The 15,601-nt window shown below is 37.1% G+C and carries 17 protein-coding genes; 6 read left to right on the forward strand and 11 right to left on the reverse strand.

Going from position 1 to position 15,601, the window contains the following annotated elements; translation table 11 throughout:
* Positions 1-64 precede the first annotated feature (64 nt).
* The 3 genes from M030_RS0121380 to M030_RS0121390 form a co-directional block, all read right to left on the reverse strand.
* Positions 65-1,102, reverse strand: a complete 1,038-nt coding sequence (locus tag M030_RS0121380; protein ID WP_027375276.1) for a peptidylprolyl isomerase — start codon at positions 1,100-1,102, stop codon at positions 65-67.
* Between the two features lie 81 nt (positions 1,103-1,183).
* Positions 1,184-1,696, reverse strand: a complete 513-nt coding sequence (locus M030_RS0121385) for an FKBP-type peptidyl-prolyl cis-trans isomerase (RefSeq protein WP_027375277.1) — start codon at positions 1,694-1,696, stop codon at positions 1,184-1,186.
* 197 nt (positions 1,697-1,893) lie between these two features.
* Positions 1,894-2,964 (reverse strand): branched-chain amino acid aminotransferase, encoded by a 1,071-nt coding sequence (locus M030_RS0121390; RefSeq protein ID WP_027375278.1) that lies wholly within the window; start codon positions 2,962-2,964, stop codon positions 1,894-1,896.
* 85 nt (positions 2,965-3,049) lie between these two features.
* Here M030_RS0121390 and mnmD point away from each other — a divergent pair, with 85 nt between their 5' ends.
* The 3 genes from mnmD (at position 3,050) to M030_RS0121405 (ending at position 4,746) form a co-directional block, all read left to right on the forward strand.
* Positions 3,050-3,724: a tRNA (5-methylaminomethyl-2-thiouridine)(34)-methyltransferase MnmD gene (gene mnmD, locus M030_RS0121395; RefSeq protein WP_027375279.1), complete on the forward strand. Its 675-nt coding sequence runs from the start codon at positions 3,050-3,052 to the stop codon at positions 3,722-3,724.
* Between the two features lie 74 nt (positions 3,725-3,798).
* Entirely contained in the window at positions 3,799-4,215 is a 417-nt protein-coding gene (locus tag M030_RS0121400) for an NUDIX domain-containing protein (protein WP_027375280.1), read from the forward strand.
* A gap of 114 nt (positions 4,216-4,329) precedes the next feature.
* Entirely contained in the window at positions 4,330-4,746 is a 417-nt protein-coding gene (locus M030_RS0121405; RefSeq protein WP_027375281.1) for an NUDIX hydrolase, read from the forward strand.
* A 24-nt stretch (positions 4,747-4,770) separates the two neighbouring features.
* Here the strand turns inward: M030_RS0121405 and M030_RS0121410 are convergent, their stop codons facing one another.
* On the reverse strand, positions 4,771-5,475 hold the full coding sequence (locus M030_RS0121410) for a DUF4294 domain-containing protein (RefSeq protein WP_027375282.1): 705 nt from the start codon (positions 5,473-5,475) through the stop codon (positions 4,771-4,773).
* Positions 5,476-5,526: 51 nt separating this feature from the next.
* Here M030_RS0121410 and M030_RS0121415 point away from each other — a divergent pair, with 51 nt between their 5' ends.
* Together M030_RS0121415 and rpe are read left to right on the forward strand one after the other, a co-directional pair.
* Positions 5,527-6,600 carry a M42 family peptidase gene (locus M030_RS0121415; RefSeq protein ID WP_027375283.1) on the forward strand — a complete coding sequence of 358 codons (1,074 nt, stop codon included), beginning with the start codon at positions 5,527-5,529 and terminating at the stop codon, positions 6,598-6,600.
* Positions 6,601-6,755: 155 nt separating this feature from the next.
* A complete protein-coding gene (gene rpe / locus M030_RS0121420; protein ID WP_027375284.1) occupies positions 6,756-7,406 on the forward strand; it encodes a ribulose-phosphate 3-epimerase in 651 nt (216 codons plus the stop codon).
* A gap of 205 nt (positions 7,407-7,611) precedes the next feature.
* On the opposite strand, the gene M030_RS0121425 is transcribed toward rpe, so the two are convergent.
* The 4 genes from M030_RS0121425 to M030_RS0121440 all read right to left on the reverse strand — a co-directional run bounded on the left by M030_RS0121425 (position 7,612) and on the right by M030_RS0121440 (position 9,940).
* Positions 7,612-8,097, reverse strand: a complete 486-nt coding sequence (locus tag M030_RS0121425; protein WP_228375322.1) for a DUF1772 domain-containing protein — start codon at positions 8,095-8,097, stop codon at positions 7,612-7,614.
* Positions 8,098-8,131: 34 nt separating this feature from the next.
* Positions 8,132-9,229: a DUF692 family multinuclear iron-containing protein gene (locus M030_RS0121430; protein ID WP_027375286.1), complete on the reverse strand. Its 1,098-nt coding sequence runs from the start codon at positions 9,227-9,229 to the stop codon at positions 8,132-8,134.
* 2 nt (positions 9,230-9,231) lie between these two features.
* Positions 9,232-9,453: a hypothetical protein gene (locus M030_RS0121435; RefSeq protein ID WP_123840957.1), complete on the reverse strand. Its 222-nt coding sequence runs from the start codon at positions 9,451-9,453 to the stop codon at positions 9,232-9,234.
* A gap of 121 nt (positions 9,454-9,574) precedes the next feature.
* A complete protein-coding gene (locus tag M030_RS0121440; RefSeq protein WP_027375288.1) occupies positions 9,575-9,940 on the reverse strand; it encodes a hypothetical protein in 366 nt (121 codons plus the stop codon).
* A gap of 216 nt (positions 9,941-10,156) precedes the next feature.
* On the opposite strand from M030_RS0121440, the gene M030_RS0121445 reads away from it, so the two are divergent.
* Complete coding sequence (locus M030_RS0121445; RefSeq protein ID WP_027375289.1) at positions 10,157-12,004, forward strand: alpha-L-fucosidase; 1,848 nt, start codon at positions 10,157-10,159, stop codon at positions 12,002-12,004.
* Between the two features lie 75 nt (positions 12,005-12,079).
* On the opposite strand, the gene M030_RS0121450 is transcribed toward M030_RS0121445, so the two are convergent.
* From M030_RS0121450 to M030_RS0121465, 3 genes are all read right to left on the reverse strand, one after another.
* Positions 12,080-12,496, reverse strand: a complete 417-nt coding sequence (locus tag M030_RS0121450; RefSeq protein WP_034722935.1) for a nucleoside-diphosphate kinase — start codon at positions 12,494-12,496, stop codon at positions 12,080-12,082.
* A 545-nt stretch (positions 12,497-13,041) separates the two neighbouring features.
* Complete coding sequence (gene rsgA, locus M030_RS0121460; protein WP_027375290.1) at positions 13,042-13,968, reverse strand: ribosome small subunit-dependent GTPase A; 927 nt, start codon at positions 13,966-13,968, stop codon at positions 13,042-13,044.
* Between the two features lie 189 nt (positions 13,969-14,157).
* Positions 14,158-15,240 carry a chorismate mutase gene (locus tag M030_RS0121465; RefSeq protein ID WP_027375291.1) on the reverse strand — a complete coding sequence of 361 codons (1,083 nt, stop codon included), beginning with the start codon at positions 15,238-15,240 and terminating at the stop codon, positions 14,158-14,160.
* Positions 15,241-15,601 lie beyond the last annotated feature (361 nt).

Below are 15,601 nucleotides of genomic sequence, written 5' to 3' on the forward strand. Positions count from 1 at the left end.
CATTAAAACCATTCACAAAAAAACCACCCTTTTGCGGGGCGGTTTATATTTTTATAAGATGTACTTATTTTACTTTTACAAGCTCTACATCGAAGACCAACCAAGAGTTTGGCGGGATCACCCCTCCTGCTCCTCTTTCTCCGTAAGCCATAGCAGGCGGGATCAATAAAGTAGCAGTTTCACCTTCTTTTAATAAAAGGATCCCTTCATCCCATCCTTTGATAACTCTCCCCATTCCGATAGGAATTTCGATAGGCTCGTTTCTTTTGAATGAAGAATCTAATTCGGTACCGTCAACCAATTTCCCTGCATAGTGTACAGAAACATTGTCGCCAGCTTTCGGAGCTTTTCCGTCAGCTGTTTTTGTAATTTTATAGTAAAGACCTGATTCAGTTTTCTGCATACCGGCTTTCAGGTTCTCAACAAGTTTTTCCTGGTTTGCTTTGAATTCTTCTTCTTTTTTCTTTTTTTCAGCTTCTTCTTTTGCGATGTACGCTTTATTGTTTTCTGCGATTTTTGCTTTTCCTTCGTTAAAAGTCTTAGCAGCATCGTAGTTTTTGTACTCGTCACCTTTACCGAAAATAGAAACTTTCTCTAAAACGATATCTGTTTTTGGTTTATCCTGAGCTCCTTTTTCTACGTTAGCAATAGCATCAATCACATCATTACCTTTTACCACTTTTCCGAAGATCGTGTGTCTTCCGTCTAACCAAGGAGTAGGTATTTCAGTAATGAAGAACTGGGAACCGTTTGTGTTAGGTCCAGAATTCGCCATAGAAAGAATACCTTTTCCTGTATGCTTAAGATCGTTCTTCTCATCCTCGAATTTATATCCGGGATCTCCCATTCCTGTTCCCTGAGGATCTCCTCCCTGGATCATGAAATCTTTGATCACTCTGTGGAAAATAGTTCCGTCATAGTAAGGAACTCCCTTAGCCTTAGCTTTGTTGTCGATTTTCCCTTCAGCAAGACCGATAAAGTTGGCTACAGTTACTGGTGCTTTCTTGTCTTCAAACTTAACGATCATGTTACCTTTAGTGGTTTGAAGATTGGCATAAAGTCCGTCATTAAGACCTTCGTAAGTTTCTTTGTCTACGTTCATTTTTTTATAAATTGGGGTACAACTCATCAGCGAAATACTTGCCGCTGCCAGAATTATATTCTTGTTAAACAATTTCATTTGTTATAAAGCTTTTAATTTTATGATTAATGGGATGTCATTGTCTATTTTTTTTTCGTCTCCAAAGGTTCCATACGCCAAAGAGGACGGTACCAAAAGTGTCACTTCTTCACCATCATGTATAAAACGCAAAGCATTTTCTACCGCTTTCAATTCATCAAAGTGCCCGAATCTGGCATCTCTTCTTTCAATCGGATTGTCATAAATTTTGGTCTGATCAAAATCATACAGATCATAAGAATATGAGATCATGCTATTATCCGCTCTCCTTTCTCTCTGATCATATCCATCCACTGTTACCCAATAATTAAGTTGTGTAGGATAATACTTTACAGGCTGGCTATTGATCCAATCCTGGATCTGCCCTCTTTCTATAGTATTCAGATTTTTCATCCTGTTTCTGGAAACATCCAGATCCTTTTGGCTTAAAACACCGCCTACAGGGGGATGAGCCGTCTGTGCATTCCTGTTGCAACCCAACAGACTGATGACTGATATGAAGACTAATTTTTTCATAAACATTTGCGAAAATACACATTTCAAGAATCAATTACAAAACTTGATGAAGAAATGTATGATCGTATTGATGTATTTCTATCGTAACCTGTTATTCAGTTGATTTTCGGATATAGTGTAAAGGTCGTACTCCAATTGTATGTGTATACAAAAAAGCCGGGAATACCCGGCTTTTATAATAGTTTATTTTAATAATATTAAACGGTTTCAAGTACGTGATCAACTGCCACTCTCCATCCGAACGGATCTTCGGAAAGATTGTTTTGAAGGTCAACAAGATCTTTCTTAAGAATAGCAGCATAACTTTCTTCCGGAGACAATCTTGGAAGCTCCAGTTTTTTACCTTCATATCCTAAGGCCTGGAATTCAGTAGTCACTACCGCTGTACCTACACCCCATACTTCTTTAAGACTACCATCTTTCAAAGCTTCGATAACAGTTTTTACAGCAACAGGTTCAATTTTCACTTCAATTCCTCTTTTCTTCGCCAGTTGAATGAAGCTGTCTCTTGTTACCCCGTCAAGGATCTTCTCAGAAGTCGGTGGTGTATAGATCGTATCGTTGATTCTTACGAATACGTTCATAGTACCACTCTCTTCAAAATACTCGTGAGTAGCATCATCGGTCCAGATGATTTGTTCATATCCTTCCTCGATTGCCAGTTGTGTCGGGTAGAAAGAAGCGGCATAATTTCCTGCTGCTTTCGCAGAACCTACTCCTCCGTTTGCTGCTCTTGAATAGTGGTCAGATATTTTTACAGAAACAGGTTCTGCATAATAGCTCTTCGCCGGGGTGGCTACAATAGCAAACATGTATTTATTGGCAACTCTTGCTTTTAAAGCTTCCTCTGTAGCAAAAATTAATGGTCTGATATATAATGACATTCCTTCACCCTGAGGGATCCAGTCTCTGTCGATATCTACTAATGCTTTTAATCCATCTAAAAACATTTCTTCAGTTACCTCAGGCATAGCAAGACGCTTTGCTGATTTGTTGATACGTTCAAAATTCTTTTCTGGCCTGAAAAGGAAAACCTGCCCGTCTTTGTCTTTATAGGCTTTCATACCTTCGAAACAAGCTTGTCCATAATTTACTCCCATCATGGCAGGCGTAAATGGAATCGGACCGTAAGGAACTAATTTTACATCCCCCCATTTTCCGTCTTCATACTCACATATGATCATATGATCAATGAAAGTACTACCAAATGAAAAATTGTTCGGGTCGAATGTAGAAATTCTGGAGTTTTCAGTTTTTTGAATTATCATTTTTAAAAATTTTTACGATGTTCTACAAATTTAACATAATTTTCTAAATATAAAAATTTTAGAGTAAATTTGACAAAAAAATAGCTTGAAAAGAGAAATAAAGACTACAAACGACGGGAGTAAAACATTGTTTATCAATGATTTAAATGAAAACTACCATTCCCATCACGGAGCGCTGCAGGAAGCCGAACACGTGTTTATCAAAAATGGATTAAAATTAGTTAATGATTACGAAATTAATATTTTAGAACTAGGATTTGGAACAGGTTTGAATGTTTTGGTGACAATTAATGAATATTTAAAAACTGACAAAAATCATGTCATTAATTATTTTTCACTCGAAAAATACCCCATAAATGAATCCGAAGTTAACGACCTGGCATATTTTGAGCTTTTTGATAACCCGGAGTTCAAAAATATTTATCAGAAAATTCATCTGGCAGATTGGGAAAAACCAGTTGAAATCATTAGTGGATTTAACTTAAAAAAGATAGAATGTGACTTTTTCGACCTGAAAAGCATACATCTGCCAGAAATAAATCTCGTTTACTTTGACTGTTTTGGAGCACGGGTACAACCTGATCTATGGGAAAAACCATTATTCGAGCTGGTTTCGGACAAAATGGCCATTAACGGATTATTAACAACATATTCTTCTAAAGGAAGCGTAAGAAGGATTCTACAGGAACTCAATTTTAAGGTAGAGAAAAAACAGGGGCCTCCCGGAAAAAGAGAGATGATTAACGCGATAAAGTTGTAGCTTGTTGCTATTTTCCCCTTTCGCTTCCGTAAAAATTCTTACCTTAGCCAGACAAAATATTATACCTTATATATATGATAGACAAGATCAACATTAGAGTGTATGCTTGTGCGGTAAAAGATAAGAAAGTTTTAACCTTATTTGAAGAATATGCCGGCGAACCTTTAGTGAAATTTCCAGGTGGAGGATTAGAATATGGAGAAGGTGTACTGGAATGTTTACATCGTGAATTTGATGAAGAGCTGAATGTGAAAATAGATATTGTAGAACACTTCTATACTCAGGAAAATTTTCTGGTATCACGATTCAGAGAGAATGAGCAGCTTCTTACCATATATTATATAGTTAATATCACCAATGAAGAAGACTTCCTTATTCTGGACCCCTGCATCGAAAAAACAGAATGGATGGAGATTGACCGGCCGGACAATCCTTTTCCTCTCCCGATAGACAAAATTGTATTTGATAAATTAAAAGAAAAGTTCCTATGATCATAGGAACTTTTCTTTTATAGAAGTAAAATTTTTTAAGCAAATATATTTTCATCTAATTATTTCAATACATTGTGAATAAAAACATGTATTTTTATATTGAAAATTAATTCTATGAAAAATAATTTTAACATCAGGACATATGCCTGTGTTATCAGGAACAACTCCGTTCTGGCATTATTTGAAAAATTTATGGGGAATACGGTCCTTAAATTTCCGGGAGGAGGTTTGGAATTCGGAGAAAGTTTGCTGGATTGTCTTCACAGAGAATTCGAAGAGGAGCTGAATGTAAAAATTAAGATTCTGGAACATCTGTATACGCAGGACCATATTATTACTTCGCATTTCAAAGATGGCAGGCAGCTCTTATCAATTTATTATGTAGCAAAAATTATGAACGAGGAAAATCTCAGGATCAAAGATGAAGGTATTGAAAAAGCAGAATGGCTGCCCATCAATATCATTAAGAACCCTTTTTCTCTGATAGCTGATCAGATTGCCTTTGATAAATTAAAAGAAAAATACCTGTAAGGCTTCTTACAGGTATTTTTATATTTATTTTTTTACTTTGAAATCATTCGCACCGGGATAAGGTTGCAGATAACCGGAATTCCAGTTTGACTGAAGTAATGATTCTACAAATTCATCCGTCCTGTTTTTATGGGGATCATATTGTTCTTTCAGGTCGATATCAGCCATCTTTCCTTTGACGTTCCACCAGAAAGCGCTCCATCCGCCTCTTAACTCCTTGATAATCTCATAAACGTTCTTACCTGTGGCTCTGTTCATGAGTTTTGCAAAAACCTGCCCTTCAGTGGTGGTAAGATCTCTTAATTGCTTTTCATATTGGTCAGCCAGCATATTTTGTCTTTCCCGGACAAATTTCCTTTTGGCTTTGCTGTCCATATCATTCATATCCTTCTGAATGTCCCTGTATTGCTGCAATGCAGTCACAAACAAAGGATAGACCCTGTATAACTTTTTATTGAGAAAATAATAATAATTCTTATCCAGCTGATTATTAAATCTCGGTTTATTGACCAAAACCAGTTCATCCAATACAACTACAGGCTCTCCGTTAACTTCATATACCTTGACTTTCTGCCTTTCATCATAATAATATTTGTTGCCAAACTCATCCACTTTTAAAGACTCAGGTGGATACTGATTAAGTGGTTTTGCCTCCACAGTATCTTTCTGACCAAAAACACTGACTCCAAAAAAGAAGATAAAAAGACAGATAATCTTACTAAAATTCATTATTTTTACACTTATAAGAACAAAAATTGAACGCAAAAATCATTCCTTTTTATGAAATTTGAAAAGAAATCTTTGAAATTTTTAGAAAAATATTTAAACACTTCATCACCAACCGGTTACGAACACAAAGGACAGGAAGTCTGGATGGATTACATCAGACCCTATGTTGACAAAATAGAAGTAGATCATTACGGAACGTGCTATGGCATCATTAATCCTGAGGCTGAATTCAAAGTAGTGATAGAAGCTCATGCCGACGAAATCTCATGGTATGTCAATTATATTACGGATGACGGACTGATCTACGTGATCAGAAACGGAGGTTCAGACCAGACCATTGCACCTTCTAAAGTAGTTCATATTCACGGAGAAAACGGGATAGTAAAAGGGGTATTCGGATGGCCGGCTATCCACACCAGAAGCAACCAGAACGAACCTACTCCTAAAATCGAGAATATATTCATCGATTGTGGGGCAACTTCCAAAAAAGAAGTGGAAGAAATGGGAATCTTTGTAGGGTGCATGATCACCTACCCTGATGAATTCTTTGAAATGAACGACAGATATTTTGTCTGCAGAGCCCTGGACAACAGAATCGGAGGTTTTATGATTGCTGAAGTGGCAAGACTCTTAAAAGAAAATAAGAAATCTATTCCTTTTGGTCTTTATATCACCAACTCCGTACAGGAAGAAGTAGGTTTATATGGAGCGGATATGATTGCTGATACAATCAAGCCCAATATTGCAATCGTTACAGACGTTACCCACGACACCACCACTCCCATGATTGAAAAGAAAAAAGAAGGTGATCAGAAGTGTGGGGACGGCCCTGTGGTATTCTTCGCACCAAGTATTCATCATACGATCAGGGAGCTAATCATCGATACTGCCAAAAATAAAAAAATACCTTTCCAGAGAGCAGCTGCCAGCAGAGCTACAGGAACCGACACTGATGCGTTTGCCCATTCAAACGGCGGTGTACCAAGTGCTTTAATTTCCTTACCTTTGCGTTATATGCATACAACGGTAGAAATGGTTTCTAAGGAAGACGTAGGTAATGTGATCAAACTTATCTACGAAACGATCCTGAAGATCAAGCCGGAAATGAAACTGAAGTATCATTAAAGACACCAGAGGTCATATATCAGATGCCAGACTATAACAACAGCATTCTAAATCTAATATCTGACGTCTTTTATCTGATGTCTAATATCTGATGTCTGATGTCTGATGTCTGATGTCTAATATCTGAAATCTAAGTAAAAGTATAAAAAGTAAAAATGAAAACGAAGCTTATTGCTCCATCCCTTTTATCTGCAGACTTTGGGAATCTGCAAAGAGATATTGAAATGTTAAACAGATCTCAGGCCGACTGGTTCCACATCGATGTGATGGACGGAAGATTTGTTCCCAACATTTCATTTGGTTTTCCTGTGATGAAAACGGTTCAACAGCATGCTAAAAAATTTGTAGACGTCCATTTGATGATCGTTGAGCCGGAAAAGTATGTTGATGAATTTATCAACCATGGTGCAGACCTTGTTTCCATACATTATGAAGCATGTACACACCTTCACAGAACCATTCACCATATCCAGAGTAAAGGAGCGAAAGCAGGGGTTGTTCTGAATCCTTCTACTCCAGTTCTGATGCTTGAAGACATTATTGCTGATGTGGATCTGGTTTTATTAATGAGTGTAAACCCCGGATTCGGAGGTCAGAAATTCATTGAAAACACCTATAAAAAGATTGCTGAAACGAAAGATCTTATTGTAAGCAACAATTCTACAGCTCTAATTGAAGTAGATGGCGGTGTAAACCTTGATAATGCTTCCAAACTATTTGAAGCCGGAGCCGATGTTCTTGTTGCCGGAAATGCAGTATTTTCTGCAGAAAGCCCGGAGAGAACGATTGAGCTTTTAAAAATTTAAGGTCATTTTTGATAATAAAGAAAAAGGCAGCTCTATTGGGGCTGCCTTTTTCTCATTGAGATCAGAATCTTCCTGGTTATTATTTTTCAATATTATTTTAAATACTTAACTTCCTTCCTGGTAACAAGACAAAGATCCGGATAAAACCCTTACGATCCATCCGTAGAAATACGGAATTTATAAGTAAGTACTTTCACTTAAATTCTTAAACTTCTTTATTCCAAATACAGGCGCAAACCACCAGGGTAATACTGATTATGGAAAAAACGGTTCTTATATTATTCAGAAAATTCCATCTGCTTTCAAAATTATCCCGCATTTGCTTAAGAGCTTCTGCCGAAGAGCCCGCAATATCAAACTTATCAAGAATATCATTCATCGGAACATTTCCTCCTGCTGTTACTCCAAAAACACCTATCAAATAGGCTAAGGTTGCCAGTAAAAGCAAGACAAACGTTGGTTGCTGCCCCCGAAACACAAAAGCAGATACCGGAAGAAGGATCGCTGTTCCCATAAAGCTCATAAAGAAAACCGGATTGAGTATTTCCCTGTTGATATTTTGCATCGCTTTGAGATATTCAGCATCGGAAAGTTTTCCGAGCCCAAGTACAACAGAGCAGGAATATGCATAGAACAAACCCGCTATAAGGGCTGTAAGCACAGCAGTACCAAGTAATAAAAGAGTTGCCATTTTCATATAATTTGATTTGTGATGATTAGTATATTTAATAGGGATTCCATTTTTTTATAATTTCCTGAGCTGTAAATATCATTTCAGGATCCCAGCCGGCAGTATTAAAATAATGAAAATTTTCAGTTTTAATGGAATCTACATGTGTACCGTCAAACAACAATTTTGTAAGCCTTGACTGTTCTTCATATAAAACAGGGTCTTCAACAGGATATTTTGAAAGTTCAAATTCTTTTTTTATCCATAAATCTCCCTGCCTTTCATGACCCGCCGAAGAGTCTATCATTGTTTTCACCCTCATAAAGTCAGAAAAAAAATCATCCTCTTCCTCTTTAGTTTTTATCGTGTGACCAAGTCTTTCGATAATGATATATTCTAAATTTTCACAGTGTGAGAGTACAAACGGCAGTATGGCAAATATTTCTTCCGGAATGGTATGATCGTGAGTATCTCTGCGGATCATTTTTTTCCCATAAACACTCTCCTGCCAGCTGCCTCCCGAAAGGTGGATTTCTTTCACCTTTTGAAGAGGATACAACTTGATAATTTCTTGTATATCCACATCAAAATTACAGGACTGACAATACATATTATGAAGGTCAAGAATTAGAAATCCCCCGGAATTGTCTATCAGTTTTTCAAGAAAAACACCCTGTTCTTTAACATCATCAAGGCAGAAAGAAAATGCAAGATTTTCTATTCCCACAGGTATATTGACGGCGTCCTGAAGCCTTTGAAGCCTGTCTTGTCCGATCTGTAATGTTATGGGGTGCAAAGGTACGGGCAACGGAACTCCCTGGTGAAAGTTTTCAGTATTCATAAATCCGAAATGCTCAGTAATATGATTGTAGTTTCGTTTGCTGACTTCGTCTTTCAACCTGCTGAGCCATATTTCCTGTCTGTCGGTCCATTGAGCGTCAAACAGAGAATAATAAACACCATGCCCTATTAAACGATCATTCTCTGCATAAAAATTCAACAGATCACGGAGCCAGTCCGGTTCGTTTGTATTAAATAAGGTATCGAATGACCATTCCAATACTTCTACTGAATTGTTTTGCAGCAAAGGTAAAGCTGCAGAAACAAATTCAGCTTCCGGCATCATCGATAATCCTAATAATGGTTTTCTCATCATTATCCCATTCCGCAAGCCGGACAATTAAAAGGAGCGCGTACCAATGTATCTTTTTTTACTACAGCCTTGGGGGTTGCCGGTTTGGGTTTACCGGGAGCTTCGGGATTGACGATTTTTTTTACTTTTTTCACAGGCTTTTTACTTTGGCCGGCAGGCTTCGTGGTCTGTGCAGAAACTCCTACCGCTAATAAACCAGCCATTACTAATGTTGGAATTTTCATAATTGTCATTTTTACATAAGTTTTACAACAAGCGTTCCACTTGATATTATATTGTTCCCTCCTCCATTATCCAATATTCAAATTACTGACAATGAGATAATTAACTTTTCTCAACCTTTGGTTATTTTCCTATGATTTCGCTTTTCCTAGCTTTCAGCTCTGCAATACTCTTTTGAAGATCAGAAATATCAGACGCTGTTTCTCGGTCCTTTCCAGATAACGCTTGTATTTTCAATCTTACTTTTTCTATGGCTTTAGTATCCTGAGGGCTTGTGTTTTGCAGCGTATTAAGCTCGGTTGTTTTCTGGTTAATTTTAGTTGTGTTATTTTCTTTCTTTTTGAGATTTTTTACAAGTTGATCTTCCTGACGTTGGATGAGCTGATCAATTTGTGAAACAGAATCCGCGGGACTTAACGGCCTGTTCATATGTTGAAACTGTCTGCTCATTTCCTGCGCCTGCCTTATCTGCTGGTTATGAATGCTCATTGCCGCTGAACCATTCGATTGTCCGAAAGATAAGCATACCCCACCAGAGATATACAGGAATGATAATATTGACTTTAGATAAAACATAATAAAAGCATGAATCACTTGAAACTAAAGATACAATAAAAAGAATTGCTAAGATATGGATCAATAAACATTAGAGAAAATCTATTCTGTGCCTCAAAATTTCTATATTTAATGCCAAAATAAATATCTATGAAGAACAGGGCGATGAAAGCAGTTTTGCTGGGATTGGCAGTATGCTTATCTCATGCAGACGTATATGCTCAATCTGTCGGCAACAATCAAAAAATGGAATGGTTTAAAAACGCAAAATTAGGAGTTTTTATTCACTGGGGAATTTATTCTGTTGATGGTATTTCAGAATCATGGTCATTTTTCAACAACTATGTTAATCATGACAATTATATGAAGCAATTAAACGGATTCTCCGCTTCACAATACCAGCCTTCACAGTGGGCAGACCTGATCAGGGAATCCGGAGCAAAATATGCCGTTATCACCACCAAGCATCATGATGGTGTCTCTCTCTGGAATTCCAAGGCTGAAAAAGCAATCACTGTTCCCAATAATGCTTTAGCGAAAAAAGATGTTTTAAGCCCTTTTGTGTCAGCAATTAAAAATTCAGGATTAAAAACAGGACTTTATTTTTCACTTCCGGACTGGAGCCATCCTTACTATGACATCAATACAAGGACAAAAAAGCGATACGATATAAAAACGGATCCCAGTCGCTGGCAAAATTTTGTAAGTTATTACCAGACACAGCTGAATGAGCTTTCATCGCAATACAACCCAGATCTACTATGGTTTGATGGGGACTGGGAACATACATCTGAAGAATGGAAGGCTCCGCAGACTTTACATCTCCTGAAAAAATATAACCCGGATATTATTATCAATTCAAGACTGAGTACCCATGGAGATTATGAAACCCCGGAACAGGGAATTCCGGTCATTGCCCCCCAAACCCCTTATTGGGAGCTTTGCTATACAATGAATGATTCCTGGGGATACCAACCTTACGATCTCAACTATAAAACACCCAATATGATTATCAGGACCCTTGCAGACGTGATCAGTATGGGCGGTAATTTATTATTGGATATCGGTCCCAAGGCTGATGGCACGATTCCGGAAAAACAAACTGAGATCTTAAAGAATCTTGGACGATGGACTTCCAAGAATGCTAAGGCTATTTATGAAACTGACCGGGGAATTCCGTTTGAAAATTACCGGGGAAAATCATCCTTCTCAGCTTCAAAAAAGTCTTTATTTCTCTATCTGGAAGAGGCCAAAGATTTTACCAAGATATATGGTTTAGCAACAAAACCAAGTGCAGTAAAAATATTGGGAGATGACCAGGCCATTGTCAACATGGATTATAATCAGGAAAAAACACTGACACTTCACTTTTCAAAGATAAAATTTGATAAAGATGTGACCGTGGCAGAACTTGTTTTTGACGCTCCTCCGACTTTCCTTAAAAATCCGGGGAGGAAACCAAAGTCACTCTCCGAATTATCCGAAATTAAAAATACCAAGCTGGCGGCATATGACATTGCAGATGCCTTGCATAACGGGAACAACAGTTTGGCTGATTCCGGATTGACCGCTGACGGACTTGATATGCCGATAAAGAAAACAGCCCAGACAAATCCCGAAACAATCAATTGGATCAGCAAAAACGCTGAAGCTCTTTTTAAAACTGAAAAAGGGCTACCGGACGGACACTATGCAGGCATGAGTGCACTTTCTAAAGACCAGCAGACGCTGTATCTTTTTGTAGAAGGAGTACCTGCAGGACCTATCGCTTTAAAAGGTATAAAAAATGAAATTGCAAGAATCAGGATTGTAGGTGACGGCACTTTATTAGATCATAAAATTTATAATAAACTGTACTGGAGCGAAAGGCCGGGCATTATGTATATTGATATTCCTAGGCAGAGACTTGATAAAAGTATGACCGTAATTGCAGTTCTTCTGAATAAACCTCTTGAACTATACAGGGAAAAAGTGGGCGCTGTTGAGAATAACCTTTAAAAGAAACCTCAGGTTGTACAAAAAACAAAATCCGGAGACTGGTCTCCGGATCTTTTATTTTGTAAGAAAATTTTCTTAGAAAATTTCTCTTCCTGAAAAATGGAACTGAGCTTCGATTAAAGCATTCTCGTCAGAATCTGAACCGTGAACAGCATTTTCTCCGATGCTTCTTGCAAACATTTTTCTGATAGTACCTTCTGCAGCTTCTGCAGGGTTAGTAGAACCGATTAATGTTCTGAAGTCTTCTACTGCATTATCTTTTTCTAAAACAGCAGCTACAATAGGACCAGAACTCATAAATTCTACCAGCTCACCATAAAATGGTCTCTCAGCGTGTACTTCATAGAATTTTTTCGCATCAGCAACTGTAAGCTGAGTTAGTTTTAAAGCTTTGATCTTAAAACCTCCTTCAGCAATCTTACCCAATATTGCACCGATATGTCCGTCAGCAACTGCATCTGGCTTAATCATAGTGAATGTAATGTTAGACATATATGTATATTTTTTTAATGCCGCAAAATTACAAAAAATATCTTTGATTTTGATTTTAATTTTTTTTTAACATAAAAATAACTTTCATTAAGAAATCATGAATCAAACTTGGCACAGTAATTGTTTATTCTATTGCGATTCTCATGTTTAATTTGAGTTTTCATGGTTATTAGTTTTTACCCAGCTTCGGCTGGGTTTTTTATTTGCAATAATTTAGTTAATTTTTTGAGAATTTAATAAAATAAAAAACCATATTAAATCATATTAATATGGTATTGCTTCTTTTTAAAACAATGAGATAAATTGTTCCTTTTTATCTTCTCCTGTTTCCCTAATTTTATTTCAGCTCTTTTAAAAGGCTGCAAAGGTTTCAAATCCAGACAGCCATAGACAACAGTGTACTCGCCATTATGTCGTATTTTTTGCATGACATCAACCCTTCAACAAATAAGGAGGTTTAAAGAATAAAAAATATGACACCACCTGTTTCTATGTGACAAAATTTCCTATTTAAAACAAAGTAAGAATATGGATGAGTATTTTTTTTATTTTTGAGCAGCCTCTTCTGCTTCATCCATCAATTTAATGTAAGTGGAATATCTTGAATGTTGAATTTCTCCCGTTTCCAGAGCATCAATGACAGCGCATTTCGGTTCGTTGATGTGAAGACAATTATGAAATTTACACGCTTCTCTTTTTTTGAAAATTTCCGGGAAGTAATGTTGTACTTCTTCTTTTTCAATATCAATCATCGCAAATTCACGGACTCCGGGAGTATCAATTACATTTCCTCCGAAATCCCAAAAGTGCATTTGAGCAAAAGTTGTGGTGTGCTTTCCTTTTAGGTGGGTGTCTGATATTTCTGAAGTCTTAAGGTTGAGTCCGGGCTGTAATGCATTGACCAGTGTTGATTTTCCGCAACCGGAGTGGCCGAAGAACACTGAGGTTTTATCTTTAAGTATTTCCTGAAGCGCATCCAGGTTCAATCTGGAATAGGAAGAAATTTCTAACGTTTCATAACCTATCTCCTGATAGAGAAATTCAATATCTTTCACAATTTCAATTTCTTCTTCGTGCAATACGTCGATTTTATTGAAAAGGATAACGGGACTTATATTATATGCTTCACAACATGCCAGAAAACGATCCAAAAACCCTAATGATGTTTCAGGATGTTTTAATGTAAAAATAAAACAAGCCAGATCAATATTGGAAGCAATAATATGGGCTTCTTTTGAAAGGTTTACAGATTTTCTGATCAGGTAGTTTCTGCGGGGTTCAATCTTGGTAATCCATGCGATATCATCCTGTTCAAGTTGAAACTCAACGAAATCTCCTACTGCCAGCGGATTGGTAAGTCTTGTTTTTATTAATTTGAATTTCCCCCTGATCCTGGCCTCGAAAATTTTATTTGTTTCCAATTCCAAAACCTGGTACCAACTGCCTGTAGATTTAATGATTTTTCCTTTCATAGATAATACTCGTGCAAATATAAGGAATTAGGGCTTAGGATTCAGGAAATAGGTTTAAAAACACATGTTTTCAGTTCCTATTGATCCCAATACCTAAGCCCTAATTTTATGTATGGTGAGTTCTATCAATAAAGATCAGGCTTCTTTCCGGTTTCCCGGATTCTAAGGTCTGATATTTATTCTACAGGATTAATCTCTGTCGATCATAATATTATTCTGAACTTCAATAGATTCTTCGTGAATTGCTTTAAATACTTTCTCAATAAACTCCTGAGACATTCCTGTTTCCTTAGCTTTTTGAGTCGCATATTCAGTGATCACTTTCCAACGTTCAGGCTGGAAAATGGCGATATCGTTTTCTTTCTTAAGTTTACCGATTTTCTCAGAAATTTTCATTCTTTGTGAAAGAAGTTCGATCAATTGGAAGTCGAGATCAGAAATTAAAGTTCTGTGTCTTCCCATTTCACCCTCAAAACCGGCAAGATTTGTATTTCTAACTTTTAAATTACCGATCAGTTCGGCCAGTACTTCAGGGGTAATCTGCTGAGCTGCATCACTCCATGCCTCATCAGGATTACAGTGGGTCTCAATAATTGCTCCCTGGTATCCTACGTTAAGGGCTTCCTGAGTAATATCTGCTAATCCGGTTCTGTTTCCGCAGATGTGAGAAGGGTCAATCAACATTGGGATATTGGGGAACTGACTTTTGAAATCAAGAGCAATCTGCCAGTTGGGGTTATTTCTGTATTTTGTTTTTTGGTAAGTAGAAAATCCTCTGTGGATGACCCCAAGATTTTTAATATCCTGACCTAAAAGTCTTTCCAAAGCTCCTGCCCATAATGCAAGATCCGGATTTACAGGGTTTTTAACGAATACCGGTTTATCAGTACCTCTGAGCGCCATGGCAATTTCCTGTACGGTAAAAGGATTTACTGTAGAACGTGCACCGATCCAAAGTACATCTACATCAGCTTCCAGGGCTGCAAACACGTGGTGGGCATTAGCAACTTCGGTGGCAGTTTTAAAACCGTATTCTTCCTTTACTTTTTTCAGCCAGTTCAAACCGATCACTCCTACTCCTTCAAAACCATTAGGTTTCGTACGAGGCTTCCAGATCCCGGCACGGAAAACAGAAACCTGAGCGTTGGATTCTTTGATCCTCCTGGCAGTTTCAAGCATCTGAGCTTCACTTTCTGCACTGCATGGTCCTGCGATCATTAATGGCTGTGTAAGCTCATTGATCCACTCGTTTTTCAAATCTTTTAAATTCATTTTCTAAATTTTATTGTTTTATATATTTTTTTTAAAGTTCACAGCAACAGCCCTTGGATTATAAAATTTACTTTATAATTCTTTTCAAAAAATGCCGTTCAAAGTTGTTTAAAGGAATCAGGAAAATAAAAGGGCTCTACTTCTCCTGTATTTTTTGGAAAGAAATTTTATTAACAGTACCAATAAAATCGGTAATACGTTCTAAAATTTCTAAAATAAGAAGCAGAAAAACTAAAATAACCGCTAAAGAAGTAATTAGCGGGTGCAAAAAAAGACAGATATGGTTGAGTCAATTTTTCCATTTTTCTTCTGGAAATGTCTTGTTTTAGCGTTTCTGATTAAATTTTCTTTCTGTTAAAAA

The sequence above is a fragment of the Chryseobacterium sp. UNC8MFCol genome, from assembly GCF_000482305.1.
GTDB lineage: Bacteria > Bacteroidota > Bacteroidia > Flavobacteriales > Weeksellaceae > Chryseobacterium > Chryseobacterium indologenes.

Bases quoted from the DNA above. Each gene is read 5' to 3' on its own strand.
- M030_RS0121450 (WP_034722935.1), bottom strand. From the start codon at position 12,496: ATGTCTAACATTACATTCACTATGATTAAGCCAGATGCAGTTGCTGAC.
- M030_RS0121440 (WP_027375288.1), bottom strand. From the start codon at position 9,940: ATGAGCATTCATAACCAGCAGATAAGGCAGGCGCAGGAAATGAGCAGA.
- M030_RS0121435 (WP_123840957.1), bottom strand. From the start codon at position 9,453: ATGAAAATTCCAACATTAGTAATGGCTGGTTTATTAGCGGTAGGAGTT.
- rpe (WP_027375284.1), top strand. From the start codon at position 6,756: ATGAAAACGAAGCTTATTGCTCCATCCCTTTTATCTGCAGACTTTGGG.
- M030_RS0121465 (WP_027375291.1), bottom strand. From the start codon at position 15,240: ATGAATTTAAAAGATTTGAAAAACGAGTGGATCAATGAGCTTACACAG.
- M030_RS0121390 (WP_027375278.1), bottom strand. From the start codon at position 2,964: ATGATAATTCAAAAAACTGAAAACTCCAGAATTTCTACATTCGACCCG.
- M030_RS0121425 (WP_228375322.1), bottom strand. From the start codon at position 8,097: ATGGCAACTCTTTTATTACTTGGTACTGCTGTGCTTACAGCCCTTATA.
- M030_RS0121385 (WP_027375277.1), bottom strand. From the start codon at position 1,696: ATGAAAAAATTAGTCTTCATATCAGTCATCAGTCTGTTGGGTTGCAAC.
- M030_RS0121445 (WP_027375289.1), top strand. From the start codon at position 10,157: ATGAAGAACAGGGCGATGAAAGCAGTTTTGCTGGGATTGGCAGTATGC.
- M030_RS0121430 (WP_027375286.1), bottom strand. From the start codon at position 9,229: ATGAGAAAACCATTATTAGGATTATCGATGATGCCGGAAGCTGAATTT.
- M030_RS0121400 (WP_027375280.1), top strand. From the start codon at position 3,799: ATGATAGACAAGATCAACATTAGAGTGTATGCTTGTGCGGTAAAAGAT.
- M030_RS0121415 (WP_027375283.1), top strand. From the start codon at position 5,527: ATGAAATTTGAAAAGAAATCTTTGAAATTTTTAGAAAAATATTTAAAC.
- rsgA (WP_027375290.1), bottom strand. From the start codon at position 13,968: ATGAAAGGAAAAATCATTAAATCTACAGGCAGTTGGTACCAGGTTTTG.
- M030_RS0121410 (WP_027375282.1), bottom strand. From the start codon at position 5,475: ATGAATTTTAGTAAGATTATCTGTCTTTTTATCTTCTTTTTTGGAGTC.
- M030_RS0121380 (WP_027375276.1), bottom strand. From the start codon at position 1,102: ATGAACGTAGACAAAGAAACTTACGAAGGTCTTAATGACGGACTTTAT.
- M030_RS0121405 (WP_027375281.1), top strand. From the start codon at position 4,330: ATGAAAAATAATTTTAACATCAGGACATATGCCTGTGTTATCAGGAAC.